This window comes from Bacillus sp. C30, assembly GCF_040838255.1.
In the GTDB taxonomy this organism is placed as follows: Bacteria; Bacillota; Bacilli; order Bacillales; family Bacillaceae_G; genus Bacillus_A; species Bacillus_A mycoides.
This window is the reverse complement of record NZ_JBFPJH010000061.1, coordinates 1-15,865: the sequence shown is the minus strand read 5'-3', so window position 1 is coordinate 15,865 and position 15,865 is coordinate 1. Positions and strand designations below refer to the sequence as shown.

At 36.1% G+C, this 15,865-nt stretch carries 17 protein-coding genes; 9 read left to right on the top strand and 8 right to left on the bottom strand.

The annotated features are described in order from the left end of the window. Nucleotides 1-174 precede the first annotated feature (174 nt). On the bottom strand, nt 175-681 hold the full coding sequence (locus tag AB3X49_RS09080) for a ferritin (RefSeq protein ID WP_002034655.1): 507 nt from the start codon (nt 679-681) through the stop codon (nt 175-177). A 53-nt stretch (nt 682-734) separates the two neighbouring features. Continuing rightward, entirely contained in the window at nt 735-1,058 is a 324-nt protein-coding gene (locus AB3X49_RS09075; RefSeq protein WP_002089472.1) for a MazG nucleotide pyrophosphohydrolase domain-containing protein, read from the bottom strand. A gap of 73 nt (nt 1,059-1,131) precedes the next feature. Here AB3X49_RS09075 and AB3X49_RS09070 point away from each other — a divergent pair, with 73 nt between their 5' ends. Together AB3X49_RS09070 and AB3X49_RS09065 are read left to right on the top strand one after the other, a co-directional pair. After that, nucleotides 1,132-1,710 (top strand): LOG family protein, encoded by a 579-nt coding sequence (locus AB3X49_RS09070; protein ID WP_483298772.1) that lies wholly within the window; start codon nt 1,132-1,134, stop codon nt 1,708-1,710. 118 nt (nt 1,711-1,828) lie between these two features. After that, nucleotides 1,829-2,110 carry a hypothetical protein gene (locus tag AB3X49_RS09065; RefSeq protein ID WP_367961628.1) on the top strand — a complete coding sequence of 94 codons (282 nt, stop codon included), beginning with the start codon at nt 1,829-1,831 and terminating at the stop codon, nt 2,108-2,110. Nucleotides 2,111-2,128: 18 nt separating this feature from the next. Here AB3X49_RS09065 and AB3X49_RS09060 read toward each other — a convergent pair whose 3' ends face one another. The 3 genes from AB3X49_RS09060 to AB3X49_RS09050 form a co-directional block, all read right to left on the bottom strand. After that, on the bottom strand, nt 2,129-2,326 hold the full coding sequence (locus AB3X49_RS09060) for a hypothetical protein (RefSeq protein WP_000656312.1): 198 nt from the start codon (nt 2,324-2,326) through the stop codon (nt 2,129-2,131). A gap of 877 nt (nt 2,327-3,203) precedes the next feature. Beyond that, a complete protein-coding gene (locus AB3X49_RS09055; RefSeq protein WP_002112747.1) occupies nt 3,204-3,644 on the bottom strand; it encodes a Dps family protein in 441 nt (146 codons plus the stop codon). A gap of 170 nt (nt 3,645-3,814) precedes the next feature. Then, nucleotides 3,815-5,248 (bottom strand): alanine/glycine:cation symporter family protein, encoded by a 1,434-nt coding sequence (locus AB3X49_RS09050; protein ID WP_367961625.1) that lies wholly within the window; start codon nt 5,246-5,248, stop codon nt 3,815-3,817. Between the two features lie 408 nt (nt 5,249-5,656). Here AB3X49_RS09050 and AB3X49_RS09045 point away from each other — a divergent pair, with 408 nt between their 5' ends. The 7 genes from AB3X49_RS09045 (at nt 5,657) to AB3X49_RS09015 (ending at nt 11,732) form a co-directional block, all read left to right on the top strand. Beyond that, nucleotides 5,657-6,154 (top strand): cation:proton antiporter regulatory subunit, encoded by a 498-nt coding sequence (locus tag AB3X49_RS09045; RefSeq protein WP_001026068.1) that lies wholly within the window; start codon nt 5,657-5,659, stop codon nt 6,152-6,154. Then, nucleotides 6,155-7,354 (top strand): cation:proton antiporter, encoded by a 1,200-nt coding sequence (locus AB3X49_RS09040; protein WP_000380227.1) that lies wholly within the window; start codon nt 6,155-6,157, stop codon nt 7,352-7,354. It begins immediately after the preceding gene. An 81-nt stretch (nt 7,355-7,435) separates the two neighbouring features. Then, a complete protein-coding gene (uptA, locus tag AB3X49_RS09035) occupies nt 7,436-8,029 on the top strand; it encodes an undecaprenyl phosphate transporter UptA (protein WP_000900199.1) in 594 nt (197 codons plus the stop codon). 136 nt (nt 8,030-8,165) lie between these two features. After that, entirely contained in the window at nt 8,166-8,600 is a 435-nt protein-coding gene (locus AB3X49_RS09030; protein WP_367961622.1) for a DUF3920 family protein, read from the top strand. Nucleotides 8,601-8,713: 113 nt separating this feature from the next. Beyond that, entirely contained in the window at nt 8,714-9,124 is a 411-nt protein-coding gene (locus tag AB3X49_RS09025) for a MarR family winged helix-turn-helix transcriptional regulator (RefSeq protein WP_367961620.1), read from the top strand. Between the two features lie 50 nt (nt 9,125-9,174). Further along, a complete protein-coding gene (locus AB3X49_RS09020) occupies nt 9,175-9,873 on the top strand; it encodes a pirin family protein (RefSeq protein WP_367961617.1) in 699 nt (232 codons plus the stop codon). Nucleotides 9,874-10,082: 209 nt separating this feature from the next. Continuing rightward, nucleotides 10,083-11,732, top strand: a complete 1,650-nt coding sequence (locus AB3X49_RS09015; protein WP_002143675.1) for a M4 family metallopeptidase — start codon at nt 10,083-10,085, stop codon at nt 11,730-11,732. 44 nt (nt 11,733-11,776) lie between these two features. On the opposite strand, the gene AB3X49_RS09010 is transcribed toward AB3X49_RS09015, so the two are convergent. The 3 genes from AB3X49_RS09010 to AB3X49_RS09000 form a co-directional block, all read right to left on the bottom strand. Beyond that, a complete protein-coding gene (locus tag AB3X49_RS09010; protein ID WP_002015982.1) occupies nt 11,777-12,094 on the bottom strand; it encodes a metal-sulfur cluster assembly factor in 318 nt (105 codons plus the stop codon). Between the two features lie 120 nt (nt 12,095-12,214). Then, the gene (locus tag AB3X49_RS09005; RefSeq protein ID WP_201064027.1) at nt 12,215-13,906 is read right to left on the bottom strand and encodes a methyl-accepting chemotaxis protein; all 1,692 of its coding nucleotides are present in this window, start codon (nt 13,904-13,906) and stop codon (nt 12,215-12,217) included. A 228-nt stretch (nt 13,907-14,134) separates the two neighbouring features. Continuing rightward, nucleotides 14,135-15,829, bottom strand: coding sequence for a methyl-accepting chemotaxis protein (locus AB3X49_RS09000; protein ID WP_367961630.1), 1,695 nt, complete (start codon nt 15,827-15,829; stop codon nt 14,135-14,137). Nucleotides 15,830-15,865 lie beyond the last annotated feature (36 nt).

Here is a 15,865-nt window from a genome sequence, read left to right as displayed (position 1 = left end):
TAATAATCAGTGGGGGATGAACAAAACCCCCACTGATTAAAGTTTCACTTTATATTGAAAATAATACCATTTTCTTATTGGCACTATGTCAAATACAAGGGAATTGAAGGTAATTTTAAGCTAGAGAGAAAATAAAAAAATCACCTTAATACATTCATTAAGGTGATTGAAATATTATTCAGCTGGAGGCGTAAATGTACGTTTCTCTAATTCAGCATCTAGCATAAATAATGCGTTTGAATCGCTTGTAATACGTTTTAATTTTTGGATGATGCTATCAAATGAAGCTTCTTCTTCTACTTGCTCGTCAACGAACCATTTTAAGAAGGTAATTGTTGCGTGTTCACGCTCATCCCAAGCGATATCAGATAAGTGATAAATGCGCTTCGTTACTTCACGCTCGTGCTCAAGTGCTACTTCAAAAGCATTCAATACAGAATCATATTCGTTATTAGGATGATCAAATCCAGTAATAATAGCGCGCTCGCCGCGGTCATTAATGTAGTTGTAAAGCTTCATTGCGTGGAAACGCTCTTCTTCAGCTTGTACAAGGAAAAAGTTAGCGAATCCATCGTAGCTTTCCGCTGTACAGTAAGCAGCCATTGCCATATAAGCGTGGGCAGAGTAAAATTCAAAATTCATTTGTTCATTTAGTGCGTCGTGCAATTTTTTAGATAACATAAAATCCCCCTTATTATTTTGACAAGAACATTATATCACAATTGATAATGTTCTCATTTAGATGTTTCGAATCTTTTTGAAAGCTTTGTGACGTGTGTTTCCATAATGTCTTGTAAATCCAAATCATATTTTTGTGAAAGAACAATAAGATTAGATAGTACATCACCAAGTTCTTCTTTTAGTTCTTGTTTTAGCTCTTCTTGTGTTTTTGTTTGTTCATCAGGGCGATCACGACCGATTTCAATTGCGCGAACAACGCGTGAAACTTCCCCAACTTCCTCAGTTAAGAAATTTAAGCGAATAAAGGAGTTGTACTGTGACCAGCTTCGTTTTTCGTAAAATTCCTCCACCCATCTTTGAAATGCGACGATATCCATTTCTTCCTCATCCCTTCAATATGTTGTACAATACTCATTGTATCATAACAATATATAGTTTCGGGGTGTAGGAATGAGAAAGATTTGTGTGTTTGCAGGTTCAAATTTAGGGGAAAGACCAGAATTTAAAGAGCAGGCAATAGAGTTAGGGAAAATGTTTGTTGAGAACGATTATGAGCTTGTATACGGCGGTTCATGCGTTGGGTTAATGGGAGAAGTAGCAAACGAAGTTCTTCGTTTAGGTGGACGTGTATCAGGTGTTATGCCGCGTGGTTTATTCCGTGGTGAAATCGTTCATACAGGATTGACAGAATTAATTGAAGTAGAAACGATGCACGAACGTAAAGCAAAAATGGCAGAGCTTGCGGATGCTTTCATTGCATTACCAGGTGGATACGGAACGTTTGAGGAATTATTTGAAGTTGTATGTTGGTCACAAATTGGTATACATGATAAGCCAGTTGGTTTATTAAACATTAAAGACTTTTACGGGCCAATTCTGCAAATGGTTGATCGCGCAGCGGAAGAAGGCTTTATGAACCCATCGAATAAAGAGTTAATCGTTTCAGCTGAGACGGCAGATAAACTAATTCATGCAATCCAAAATTATGAGCGTCCTGTTTTAGGAACGAAGTGGAAGCAGCTATCATAATACAATTTTATAGATGTTTTTGGAAACACATGTCATTTTACTTTGAAAAGGCATGTGTTTTTAATTTGGTTAAATATGTTAATGATGAGATATAATGTTTTTGGAAAAGGAGAAATGGATGGAGGAGTTTGTGTATTTACGTCCTGTTTTTAAAAGTATTTTAGCGGCGTCTATTTTGGTTATGCTCATTGTTTTAAGACAGAAGAAAGAGCTGATTAACGAGTTTTCGCTTTGGTTTATTTCGGTTATATGTATTGGTGTTTCTGCGATAACACTTGTTATGTTAGGATTTATTGCCGATGAATATAGTTTAGGCGGCGATGTGCAGTCTTCTAATATGTTTATGGGGATTGTTTTGATCAGTGGTCTGAATTTCGTTATTTACTATAGACGGAAATAAAAAGGAAGGCATTCCATATTACTTTGGAATGCCTTTATCATTTTGATTACTTTGTTTTTTATACAGGTACCAGCCACCCCAACCGCCACCAATAGCTACAACAACGAGGAAAGCATAGTCTTTAACCTCGACACGTATGTTGAAAATATTAGCTATGAGTAAGAGAATCCCAACTGTTATTAACGCAAAAAATGCTCTAATTAAGTAGTCTTTCAACTGAACCACTCCCGTCATTTAAGTAGTAAATGATGAACTTGGACAAGCTTTTTGGATCTAATTACTAAAGGGTGTTTCCTATATTTTAACATAAAGTGAAACTTTAATCAGTGGGGGGGCATCCCCCACTGATTATTAGTTGAACCAATCGGGCTTTTATGGGCAGTTGATCCACCGCCTATCTTCTTTGCTTTCGCTGAATTTTGAGGTGGGGATCTTACTGCCCGTTAATGCGGGATAAAAGAGATTGTAATATATTGATAAAAATAGTGGAGGGGAGTGCTATTATTGTCGTGATTTGTTGGTAAAGCGATATTCTTTGTCGAATCGTTGATATATCGTGAGTTGCGATCGATATAATTTTATGTATTATCAAGTGCGACCAATCAATAGAAAAAAGCGACTCTGAGCGAGTCACCTCCGCTTTAAAGGTATTATCCAGCTCCGGTGACTAGAACAGTCGGTCATTTCGCGCCTTCCTGCGAGGCAAAAAGCGCCTCTTCGTCAGGAGCTCCAATGCCCTCCTGTTCTGAGCGAGTCACCTCCGCTTTAAAGGTATTATCCAGCTCCGGTGACTAGAACAGTCGGTCATTTCGCGCCTTCCTGCGAGGCAAAAAGCGCCTCTTCGTCAGGAGCTCCAATGCCCTCCTGTTCTGAGCGAGTCACCTCCGCTTTAAAGGTATTATCCAGCTCCAGCGGCTAGAATCTCCGGTCATTTCGCTCTCTCGCTCGAAGCAAAAAGCGCTTCAAGGTCGAGAGCTCCAATGTCCTGCGATTCTGAACGAGCCGCTTGCGCTTTTAAGTGGTATCCAGCTCCAGCGGCTAGAACAGTCGGTTGTTTCACTCCTTCATTCGAGGCGCTTCCGCTTTTAATCTATTATTGATTCAAGAATGCACGTAGCATCCAAGCGTGTTTTTCTAGTTCTGTGTAGATGCCTAGTAGTAGGTCAGATGTCATTTCGTCGTCAGAGTTTTGAGCGATTTCCATGCCTTTTTTCAGTTCAGTTAGCATCATTTCGTAGTCTTTCATGATTGCTTCGACCATCCCTTCTGCAGTTTCTCCGTAAGCTGCTTCTTGAATAGAAGATAGTTCTAAGTATTCTTTCATTGTTGCTACTGGTTTGCCGCCAATTGCTAAAATACGTTCTGCGATTTCATCGATGTGAGTAGCTGATTCTGTGTAAAGCTCTTCAAATTTTTCATGTAGTGTGAAGAATTGAGGTCCTTTTACGTACCAATGGAAGTTGTGTAGTTTTGTAAATAAAACGCTCCAGTTTGCTACTTGTTTGTTTAATGCTTCGATTACTTGTGTATTCATTATGATCAATCTCCTCTTGAGTTATTATTTTATATGAATTACTAATTTATAATTATTATAATCTAGTAATTTGTATAAATCAACCCTTTTGCTGGAATTAATTTGAACAAATTATGAACTGTTGTAAATAAAAAATCCCTATTACTGTGAAGTAATAGGGATTTTTATTGTTAAATAGCTTGTTTCTTCTCTTCTAAATCTTGCCCATCCCAACACTCTGTATTTTTTAAGCCAGGGATAGAACTTGCGACGAAAACAGGATCTTTTCCTTGTTTCTTTTGTTTTATATAGTCTACTAATGCTGAGTAGGCAAATTTGCTAAGGAATGAGATGGCAATTAAGTTTGTGAATACCATTAGTCCCATGAATAAATCAGCTAAGCTCCAAACTGTTTGAAGGGCAGCGATTGATCCGAAGAACACCATTCCGACAACTGCAACACGATAAATCATTAACCATGTTTTGCTTTCTTTAATGAATGCGATATTTGTTTCACCATAATAGTAGTTTCCAAGTAAAGAACTGAAAGCGAATAGGAAAATAATAATCGCTAAGAAAGTGCTTGCCCACGGTCCAATTTGTGAACTTAATGCTTGTTGTGTTAATTCAATACCTTCTAAATTCGATCCTTTGTAAAGTCCAGAACATAATACGATAAACGCTGTTGATGTACATACTAAGAATGTATCTACGAAAACACCTAATGCTTGAACAAGTCCTTGTTTTACAGGGTGAGATACATCTGATGTTGCTGCTGCGTTAGGAGAGCTCCCCATACCTGCTTCTGTCGCGAATAAACCGCGCTGAATTCCGAACTTGATTGCTGCTCCAATACCACCAGCGATGGCTTGGTCTAAACCGAATGCGCCGTTAAATATTTCCATGAAAATGCTTGGTAACATATTGAAGTTTTTAATAACGACAAAAACAGCTACGCCGATATAAACAATTGCCATTGGAGGAACAATCAATTCTGTAATACGTGAAATGCTTTTAATACCACCAAAAATAATAACAGCAACTAATAAAGCTAATACAGCTCCTACGATAGTTCGCTCTAGTCCAAAAGCATTTTCAAACGCTATTGTTACTGTATTTGCTTGTACGGAGTTGAAGATTAATCCGTATGCAACTGTAATGAGAAGTGAAAACCAAATACCCATCCAGCGCTTGTTTAAGCCTTTTTCCATATAGTAAGCAGGACCACCACGGAATCCACGTCCATCTTTTACTTTATAAATTTGTGCGAGAGTACATTCTACAAAACTAGTAGCTGCACCGATAATGGCGATAAACCACATCCAAAATATTGCGCCAGGTCCGCCCATTGAAATTGCTAGTGCTACACCAGCTAAGTTCCCGATACCAATACGTGCAGCTGCACTTAAGCAAAATGCTTGGAATGGAGAGACGCTATCTTTTTTCTTTTCTTTTCGATTGAACCCTTTACTAATTAAACTGACCATTTCACCGAAATGAGTAATTTGGACAAATTTTAATTTAAAAGAGAAATAAAGACCGAAGCCGATTAGCATTGCAATAAGAATATATGACCATAAAATATTATTCGTTACCTCAAGGAATCTGCTAAAGATATCAACCATATAATACACTTCCTTTTTTTCGTAATAAGAAAATTATATGCAAAAAATATACCAGAATCAATTTTTCTAAAAATCATGTTACTTAAATGTGTTTTGTGTTATGATTATGTTACATCGTAATATTTTTAGAATTATTTACATTTTAAAAAACTAAATTTAAAGCGAAAAAGAGGGGATAATTTGAAAGAAGAATCTTTATTGAAAGTAAGTCTTAAGAGTTTGAAAATAAGAAGTAATTTATTTTTTATCATTACATCTTTAAGTATCTTTTTAGGAGCCACTTATTATTACAATAAAAGATTTCCAAGTCATAGGTATCCTGAATGGTTAGAATTTCTAAAATTGATTGGATGAACAAAAGACAGAAAAACAGAAAATTAAAATAAAGAAGTTATGGAGGAGCTAAATATGAATATTAGAGAAAGTGAACTTCCGGGTATTGGTTATAAATTTCAAATCGTTACGAAAGGTAACGAAAAGATGGTGATCGTCATTCATGATGATGGGCGTAGAGAAATGTATCATTTTGATTCAGATCATGAAGAAAGCATCTCAAGTATTTCATTACGTGACTCAGAGGCAAGACAAATTGCAGCAATATTAGGTGGGATGGTATATAAGCCTAGAGCATTAGAAAATGTTGAGATGGTCTTTGAAGGTTTAGCAATTGAGTGGTTTAAAGTGGAGAATGCAGCTCCGGCAATCGGAAAAACAATTGGCGACCTTGAAATAAGAAAAACATATAGCGTAACGATAATTGCAGTTATGAAAAAGAATATGAAAAAGCTATTTAATCCAGGTCCAGACACGGTGATTGAAGAAGGAGATATGCTTGTAGTTTCTGGTGAGAGAGAAGAAATTAAAAAGATTATTAATGAATTACTTTCGAATAGGGGGACTGACTAGATGGATACTTTAATTTTTGAAGTTGGTACAGCTTTAGTTTTAGTAGCAATTGCGGCGGTAATTGCTGGAAAGTTTAAATTCTCAGTAATTCCTTTTCTAATCGTTCTTGGCATGTTAGTAGGTCCGCACGCGCCGACAATAGGTGTTATCGATCTCAAATTTATTGAAAGTGCAAGTGTGATATCCTTCCTTGGAAGGATTGGTGTTCTGTTCCTTCTTTTCTATCTGGGATTAGAGTTTTCGATGAAAAAACTAATTAAATCTGGACGTTCTATCGCGATTGGCGGAACAATCTATATTTTGATTAACTTTTCACTAGGATTATTATACGGATTTATAATGGGATTCCCGTTACTCGAAATCTTAATTATTGCGGGTATTATTACGATTTCTTCTAGTGCTATCGTTGCAAAGGTATTAGTTGATTTAAGAAGAACTGGTAATAATGAAACCGAATTAATTTTAGGAATTATTATGTTTGAAGATATATTCCTTGCTGTATATTTATCAGTAGTTTCTGGCTTAGTTCTTGGGGATCACGCTTCCTTCTTAGGTGCCCTTACTTCAATTGGAATTGCTTTAGGATATATGCTTCTATTCTTTATTGTGGCTAGAAAAGCAACGCCGTTATTAAATAGATTGCTCAATATTAGTTCAGATGAAATCTTTATTATTGTGGTATTTGCTTCGTTGTTCTTTATTGCAGGTTTCTCAGAAACAATTCACGTTGCAGAAGCAATCGGGGCACTTCTTTTAGGGTTAGTTTTCTCTGAGACAGAGCATAGTGATCGAATTGAACATCTTGTTGTTCCATTTAGAGACTTCTTCGGAGCTATTTTCTTCTTCAGTTTCGGATTAAGTATCGATCCGTTTTCATTAGGCGGGGCGATATGGTTAACGTTAGGTGCTGTCCTTCTTACAATCGTCGGAAACTTTGTTGCAGGGATGATTGCAGGAAGACAAGCTGGATTATCTCATAAAGCATCAACAAATATTGGATTAACAATCGTTTCAAGAGGAGAATTCTCCATCATTATGGCTAATATCGGCATCGCCGGTGGTTTAATGTCAGTACTGAAACCATTCTCAGCACTATACGTGCTTATACTATCGATCTTAGGTCCACTTCTGACGAAAGAGTCAAAGAATGTATATAAATTTTTAAATAAAATCTTTAAGTGGGATACGAAGACTAGATAAATTTTGAAAAAATAAAAGTACAAGATATTTACTGCTTGTACTTTTATTTTTTGCAATGAAAACAGTAAAGAGAGGTAAATGATGTTAGGAGAGTTGATTCATTCAGTTTTAGTTTTTCTAGAAGGACTTGGTTATTGGGGAATTATGCTGGGATTAATGATAGAGGTTATCCCAAGTGAAATCGTATTATCTTATGCAGGTTATTTAGTATCAACAGGAAGCATTACATTTTGGGGGGCTGTCGCGTTCGGTACAATTGGTGGTGTAATCGCACAACTATTCATTTATTGGATCGGTCGATACGGAGGAAGACCTGTTCTTGAGCGATATGGAAAATATATTTTGATTCAGAAAAAACATATTGATTATGCTGAAGCGTGGTTTAATCGTTACGGAACTGGTGTTATTTTTACAGCGCGTTTTATTCCTGTTGTGCGTCATGCTATTTCGATACCAGCGGGTATCGCGAAAATGTCACATGCTAAGTTTATTACGCTAACTACACTAGCTGTTATTCCATGGTCAATTGTATTTGTATATTTAGGTTTTAAATTAGGAACAGAGTGGGAAAGTATTAATAAAGTAGCTGGGCCATATGTGAAATACTTTGCACTTGCTGCTATTGTTTGTGCAATTGGTTATTTTATATTAAAAAAAATGATGAAAAAAAAGTGATTACGGAAAAGGAATCTATGCTGACATAGATTCTTTTTTATTGTCATTTTTTAAAGGATGAAAGTGTATGTTTAATATTTACCATATTGTGGCATATATATAGGAAAAGGGAGTTTAGGAAGGGGATTATTGAGAAATGGAACTCCAGTTTCAAAATGTATATCAACAAGTTGAGAATTGGTATGTGTTGGATTCGGAGCTTCCTTGGGATGTCAAAAAGTTAAGAAATGACTTGTTTTCTCTTATTGAAGTAAGTGCAACGCCAGTTGTTTTTTGTGATACGTGTGATGCGAATCATGTACTTTTATCATTAGGAGAAGAAGAAGAGGAGTTTTTATTCCCAGTAGGTGGTTTTTATCATAAAGAAAAACAATTAATTTTCGTTTGTATGTGGGAAGAGTATGAGCAAGTGCTCAAAACGCTATTGCATGAATTCAGGCATGCGATGCAGCATAAGGACGATGTACTATATGTTGGAAATGAACTATACGAAGAAAGATGGATTGAGAAAGATGCGAGGCATTTCGCGGAGAGGAAGCTAGATGAATATAAAAATAGAAATTTAATCTGAAGCATAGTGGAGGAAAATCACTGTGCTTTTATTTGTTGCTAATTAAAAATAAGTATTTGACCTTTAATAAGTTTAGTTCTAAACTAATAGTATCAAATGAGCGAGGTGATGGAATGAAAGCAGAGGAAAGACTTGGATTAATATTATGGTTTCGTTTATCACGCTTTTATAATAGAAGTATTCGTGAGACGAATCAGCATTTGAAAAAGTGGAATGTATCTGCCGCTCAGTTTGATGTATTAGTTCAAATTGGAGGAAACGATCGTTTAACGCAGCAAGAACTTGGAAATAAGTTGTTTGTTACGAAAGGAAATGTTACTCAACTTTTAAATAAGATGGAGCAACTAGATTGGATTCAGCGTGAACAAGAAGGTACCACGAAATATATTTCATTAACAGAAGAGGGAAAGGTTCTATATGAAGAAATAGTCCCGCCGCAAGAAACATTTCAAGCAGAGCAATTTGATAAGTTAAATAGAAAAGAACAAAAACAATTATTAGAATTACTGAAGAAGTTGCAGTGATAAAATTAAAAATAAATATCTCGATTTCGAGATAATATGAGGTGAATGATATGTTTAGAAAAGTTGATCATAAAAATATGGGAAGAGCAAATCACGGTTGGTTAAATACACATTTTCATTTTTCTTTTGCAAATTATTATAATCCAAACAACATGAATTTTGGATCAGTACGTGTTATGAATGATGATTTAATAGCGGCACAAACTGGTTTTGATATGCATCCGCACCGTGATATGGAGATTATCTCTTACGTTATAGATGGTGAATTAACACATGAAGATAGTATGGGGAACCGCGGGACAATTGAGCGTGGGCATGTTCAATATATGAGTGCAGGTACTGGTGTATTTCACAGTGAGCATAACTTAGGAAGTGAAACATTACGTTTATTGCAAATTTGGATTTTACCAGACCGCGACGGTCATAAACCAAACTATGGTGAGTTTAAATTTGATTGGAGTAAACGTGAAAATGAGTGGTTCCATATGGTATCTCCTTCTGATGGAGATGCACCAATTCATATTCACCAAGATGCAAATTTATATTCTTTATCATTAGAAGCTGGTAAAGAAATTCATTTTCCTGTTAAAGAAGGACGTCAATTGTACCTTGTACAAATTGAAGGTAGCAGCGTTGTAAACGGTGAAACACTTGTAATGCGTGATGCAGCGGAGGCTGTAGAAGAAGATATTCGCATTCAAGCGAAAGAGAAGTCTCACTATTTAGCAATTGAAATGAAAATGCAATAAAGTGAGGCTTTAATCAGTGGTGGCTTTCCAGCATATAAATAGCGGAATGAAAAGTTATAGGAAAGAGGACATTGTTTTTCGATGTCCTCTTTTTGGTGAGTTTAATTATCAGAAAAAACTTTCTCAATTTTTGAGAGCAGGTATTGGAAAGATTATTCAGAATATTTATAAAGGTGTTAAAAACTTTTAGGGGAATGGGGAGTGTTAGATTGAAAAAGCAAGTAATTTCATCAGCATTAGCATTAACTGTTATCGCAAGTGGGTTTGGGGCATTTGGAGCAACTACGACGAAAGCAGAAGAGCAAAAAATCCAGTATCACCAAGAGTTTAAAACGCCAGCTTACATAGGGGAAGAATGGAAAGCGCCGGAAGGATTAGATAAAAAAGAGACGGTCTTTCAATATTTAGAGAGTAAAAAGGATATGTTTAAACTAGCGGGAAATATTGACAAACATTTCAATATCGTTGGTGAAGAAAAAGATGCTGAGTCTGGTACAACACATGTGAAGTTAGTTGAGAAGCATAATAACATTCCTGTGTATGGTTCAGATCAAACGGTTACGCTTGATAAAGAGAACAATGTAAAAGCATTTTTCGGACAAGTTATTCCGAGTTTAGATGATAAAAATATTCCTACATCTGCAAGTATTAGTGCGGAACAAGCAGAAACGATTGCAAAAGCTAATATTGAGAAAGAAATTGGTAAAGTAAAGAATTATGATGGTGTGAAAAAAGATTTATATGTGTATGAAAAAGATGGTCAATACTATCTTGCATATCTTGTAAAAGCGTCGGTTTCAAAACCAGCTCCAGGATATTGGCATTACTTTGTTGATGCAACAAATGGAAATGTTATTGAGAAATATAATGCTGTAGATAACATTACTGGATTTGGTTACGGAGTATTAGGTGCTAGACAATCATTTGAAATTGCTCAAGATACGAAAACAGGAGCGTTCAACTTATTTGATGGTACACGAGGACAAGGTGTCCATACATTTGATGCAGAGAATATGAACGAAGACTGGTTTAATTTATTCTCACAAATTCTTGGATATACAGGAGAAGAAATTGCAAGTAAATCTAAGTTCTTCGAAGATAAAGCGGCAGTTGATGCGCATGTGAATGCAGGAAAAGTATATGATTATTATAAAAAGACATTTAACCGTAACTCTTTCGATGATAAAGGTGCAAAACTTATTTCTGCTGTTCACGTAGGTGAATCTTGGAATAACGCAGCGTGGAACGGTGTGCAAATGATGTATGGTGATGGAGATGGTAAGACATTTATTCCATTATCAGCAGGGCTAGATGTTATTGGCCACGAATTAACGCATGCTGTAACTGAACATACAGCAAACCTTGTATATAAAAATGAATCAGGAGCGTTAAATGAATCGTTATCTGATATTATGGGCGTCATGGTTGAGAAGAAGAGCTGGGATTTAGGTGCTGATATTTATACACCTGGTAAACCTGGAGATGCACTTCGTTCTCTAAAGGATCCAGCATCTATTCCAAACCCATTAAAACCAGGTGAAGGTTACCCAGATCACTACAATAAACGTTATACTGGAACAGCTGATAATGGCGGCGTTCATATTAACAGTAGTATTAACAATAAGGCGGCGTATTTAGTTTCTGAGGGCGGCACGCATTACAATGTGAAAGTAACTGGAGTGGGCCGTGAAGCAACAGAAAAAATTTACTATCGTGCTCTTACAAAATATTTAACTGCAAACTCTGATTTCAAAATGATGCGCCAAGCTGCACTTCAATCAGCAGAAGATTTATTCGGTAAAAACTCTAAAGAGGTACAAGCTGTAACGAAAGCTTATGACGCTGTAGGAGTAAAATAATAAGAGAAAAAAGACCTGACTGGATTGTCAGGTCTTTTCCTTATTTAATCACGAATACCTAGTGCGATTTTCGCCATACGCGACATACGTTCTTTCGTCCATGGCGGATTCCATACAACGTTTACTTCTATTTCATTTACTTCAGGTACGTTCGTTGATAATACTTTTTTAACGTCTGATACGATTTGGCCAGCCATTGGACAACCGATAGAAGTCATCGTCATTGTAACGACAGCATTATTATTTTCATCTGCTGTAACGTCATAAACTAATCCAAGATTGATAATATCAACACCTAGCTCAGGGTCAATAACAGCTTCTAAGTTTGCATATAACTTTTCTTCAAATGCTTGTTGTGACATGTGTAGCACCCCCTAAATATTAATGATATCGGTTCTCATTATAACGGATATGCGGGATAAGTGCAGGAAATGAGCTCAAAAAAATATTCCTCTCTGAGAGAGGAATATTTTTTTGAAAAGCTATTCAGTTTTAAAATGAGATACAAGCTGATCTAATTCTTCAACTGTTTGTTTCATTTGTTTTGCAGTGAGAGTCATTTCATTCATCACGATGACTTTCTGTTCAGCAGATTGTGCCGTTGCGGCTGTTTCACTAGATACTTCATTTGAAATAGAAGCGATGTTATTAAGTGAAGCGTTCATTTCTTCAGCGCTTGCAGCCATTTCTTCAGCAGTTGCTGATATGTCTTGCATTTGAGTTGATACTTTATTTACTTGTTCAACAATTGTTGTGAAAGAAGTACCAGCCTCACGAACGACAGTAATGCCTTCAAATGCTTCAGAACGACCTTTAGACATCATAGAGCTAGCAGTTTCCGTATCATTTTGAATTTGATGAAGCAATTGGTTAATATCTTTTGCCGCTGTTTTTGATTGTTCCGCAAGTTTACGAACTTCATCAGCTACGACAGCAAATCCTTTTCCTTGTTCACCAGCACGAGCCGCTTCAATAGAAGCATTTAAAGCAAGTAGATTTGTTTGTTCAGCGATATTAGAAATAGATTGTACAGCTGTATCAATATATTTTGTATGAGTGATTAGACGTTCGACTACTTCTGATGTAGCATTTACAGCTTCATGTATCGTTGTCATTTGTGAAACAGATTTTTGGATAACAGTACTTCCGTCGTTAGCGTGTTCAGATGTAGCTACAGCAAGTTCGGCTACAGATGAAGCAGATTCAGCGATACGCTGAACACTTATTGCCATATCATCCATCGCAGTCGAGCTTTCTTCCATACTAGAAGTTTGCGATTGAATACTTGAATTTAAGTTGGACATCGAGCTTTGAACTCTTATTGTTGCCTCGCGTGATGTATTAGTCTTTTCTAGCATATTTTCAGAAGCTGTTTGTACTTCTACAGATGTTTTTTGAACACGATTAATGATATGTTGCAGGTTTTCTAACATTTTATTAAACGATGATGCAATTGCACCGATTTCATCATTGCTATTTACTTGTAGACGGGCTGTTAAGTCGCCTTCTTGAGAGGCTAATTCTTTTAGTTTAGTATCAATTTGTTGAATTGGTTTTACAAGCTTACCAGAGAACCACCATGCAAGAATAATTGCAGTTACAATACAAATAACAAGTGATAAGAAGACAACATATTCAATTCGTAGTGAAGATTGATCGATTTTTTCAATAGATTGTTCACGTAATTTAGCTTGTTCATTACTGTAATTTGTGAAATCACCGATTACTTTATAAACAGTGCCATTCTCTGTAGAAGCTACTTGTAAAGCTTCTTCCCATTTTTGTTCTTTTGCAAGAGTGAATACTTTCTCTTCAATGAACTTTCTCCAAGTGGATCCTAATTCCATTGTGCTTTTCACGGACTGAGAAGTGTTAGGGTTAGAAAGAAGTTGCCCTTTTGTATCTTCAAGACGTTTACTCATCTCATTAAACTTGTCTAATTCGACTTGATCATGTTGTAGTAAATAACCTCTTAAAGCAGAAAGTTGTACTTGATAAGCGTCTCCGCGCTCTTTCAATTCTGTTGCAAGAGGAGAAATTTCTTTTTGTAATGTTTCAGCTTTATGAGACTGATCCATGGTAAAGAATAAAATAAAAGCTAAGGCGATGCCGAATAAAGCGCAAATCATTCCCATCATGAACATTAGTTTTTTTCGAATGCTAATAAAATTCATATGATAAAAATCCTCCTTGTAAAATCTTAGTATTAGAATTAATTAATTAATGTAAAAAATTGAAAGAAAGCTTTACTCCATCTGGAATAAAGCTTTCTTCTTTCCTTTAGGAATTATAGCAGACAGAATGGGAGATAGAAAGAGATATTTTAGCGTGAAAAAAGAGAGACTCTAAATCGCTCTTTCTAACAATTTAGAGTTCGTAGAAGTATAAATGAAATTTTCATTTTAACTATTTGTTTTGAAATGAGAAACGAGCACTTCAAGTTCTTGCACAATTGTTTTCATTTCTGATGATTTTTTAGCAACGACACTCATTTTGTTTACTTGGTTACCAGCTGAAGTTGCTGTTTTCGATGTTTCGGCAGCAACTTCATTTGAAATAGAAGCGATATTATTTAAAGCTGCATTCATTTCTTCAGAACTTGCGGCCATTTCTTCAGCAGTTGCAGACATTTCTTGTATTTGTGTAGAGAAATTGTTAATGTGATTAACAATTTCTGAGAATGAAGATCCAGCGGTACGAATGACTGTAATTCCTTCAGAAGCTTCTGACTGACCTTGTGTCATCATGTCATTTGCTATTTTTGTGTCCGCTTGAATTTGATGAAGTAAATGGTTAATGTCATTTGCTGCTAGCTGAGATTGTTCAGCAAGTTTTCGTACTTCATCGGCAACAACAGCGAATCCTTTTCCGTGTTCACCAGCACGGGCCGCTTCAATAGAAGCATTTAAAGCGAGCAAATTCGTCTGCTCGGCAATATTAGAAATAGATTGAAGTGCAGTATCAATATGATTCGTATGTGTAATGAGTCGCTCTACCACTTGTGATGTAGCGTTAACAGCTTCGTTAATTGTATGCATTTGTGTAATAGATTTTTCAATGACTTTATTTCCATCATCTGCTTTTTCAGAAGTTGTAACAGCTAGGCTAGCGGCAGAAGAGGCAGCTTGTGCAATGCGCTGAACACTCGTTGCCATATCATCCATTGCGGTTGAACTTTCTTCAATGCTAGAAACTTGTGAACGAATATTGTGCTCAAGAGCATTCATAGTCTCTTTAGTTTTTGCGGTATTTTCCATAGAAGCAGTTGTTTCGATAAACACATTTTCAGAAGCTTCTTTTACACTTGTTGATGTTTGTTGAACTTGCTTTATTATACGCTGTAAGTTAGCAAGCATTTGATTAAAGGAATTTGCGATGTCACCAATTTCATCTTTACTCGTTACGTGTAATCTAGCGGTTAAATCGCCATCTTGAGAAGCTAATTCTTTTAACTTCGCATCAATTTGTCGAATCGGTTTAACGAGTTTACCAGAGAACCACCATGCCAATAGAATAGACGTTAATGTACATGTAATGAGTGAGAAGAAAATAATATATTGAATAAGGGATGAAGAAGACTCTACGTCAGCAATTAATACGTCCCGTTTGTCATTTTCTTCATTTGCATATTTAGTAAAACGACTTAAAAGATCATTTACATAATCTGTTTGAGCAAGAGCAATTTTGGATGCTTCATCCCATTTTCCTTCCCGTGCAAGAGGGAGGACTTCATTATCTACGACGCTGCGCCATTTTGCTCCCATTAAAATGGCCTCTTTCATTCCTTCTGGGAGTTTTTTATCACTTGTTACTTTCTCCCTAGTATCAGCTAGTTTTTTTCCTTCCCGGTTGAATTTATCCAATCCTTTTTGGTCATGTGATAGTAAATATTCTTGTAAACCAGCGACCTGCGCTTGGAACCAATCGCCACGTTCTTTTAAAATCGTTGCTCTTTTCGATACATCATTCTTTAATGTTTCGATTTCACTTGCTTGATTCATCGCGAATGAAAGAATAACAATAAGAGCAATGCTAAATAAGGAAGAAATGCTTAAGAGTGTGAACAGTAGTTTTTTTCGAATGCTAACATATTTCATTGTTACCCCTGCTTTTTTTGAAAAACTATTTATTAT

Coding starts and splice junctions, on each gene's coding strand:
- AB3X49_RS09020 (WP_367961617.1), top strand. CDS start 9,175: ATGTTTAGAAAAGTTGATCATAAAAATATGGGAAGAGCAAATCACGGT.
- AB3X49_RS09045 (WP_001026068.1), top strand. CDS start 5,657: ATGAATATTAGAGAAAGTGAACTTCCGGGTATTGGTTATAAATTTCAA.
- AB3X49_RS09010 (WP_002015982.1), bottom strand. CDS start 12,094: ATGTCACAACAAGCATTTGAAGAAAAGTTATATGCAAACTTAGAAGCT.
- AB3X49_RS09005 (WP_201064027.1), bottom strand. CDS start 13,906: ATGAATTTTATTAGCATTCGAAAAAAACTAATGTTCATGATGGGAATG.
- AB3X49_RS09000 (WP_367961630.1), bottom strand. CDS start 15,829: ATGAAATATGTTAGCATTCGAAAAAAACTACTGTTCACACTCTTAAGC.
- uptA (WP_000900199.1), top strand. CDS start 7,436: ATGTTAGGAGAGTTGATTCATTCAGTTTTAGTTTTTCTAGAAGGACTT.
- AB3X49_RS09025 (WP_367961620.1), top strand. CDS start 8,714: ATGAAAGCAGAGGAAAGACTTGGATTAATATTATGGTTTCGTTTATCA.
- AB3X49_RS09055 (WP_002112747.1), bottom strand. CDS start 3,644: ATGAATACACAAGTAATCGAAGCATTAAACAAACAAGTAGCAAACTGG.
- AB3X49_RS09075 (WP_002089472.1), bottom strand. CDS start 1,058: ATGGATATCGTCGCATTTCAAAGATGGGTGGAGGAATTTTACGAAAAA.
- AB3X49_RS09070 (WP_483298772.1), top strand. CDS start 1,132: ATGAGAAAGATTTGTGTGTTTGCAGGTTCAAATTTAGGGGAAAGACCA.
- AB3X49_RS09065 (WP_367961628.1), top strand. CDS start 1,829: ATGGAGGAGTTTGTGTATTTACGTCCTGTTTTTAAAAGTATTTTAGCG.
- AB3X49_RS09080 (WP_002034655.1), bottom strand. CDS start 681: ATGTTATCTAAAAAATTGCACGACGCACTAAATGAACAAATGAATTTT.
- AB3X49_RS09040 (WP_000380227.1), top strand. CDS start 6,155: ATGGATACTTTAATTTTTGAAGTTGGTACAGCTTTAGTTTTAGTAGCA.
- AB3X49_RS09030 (WP_367961622.1), top strand. CDS start 8,166: ATGGAACTCCAGTTTCAAAATGTATATCAACAAGTTGAGAATTGGTAT.
- AB3X49_RS09050 (WP_367961625.1), bottom strand. CDS start 5,248: ATGGTTGATATCTTTAGCAGATTCCTTGAGGTAACGAATAATATTTTA.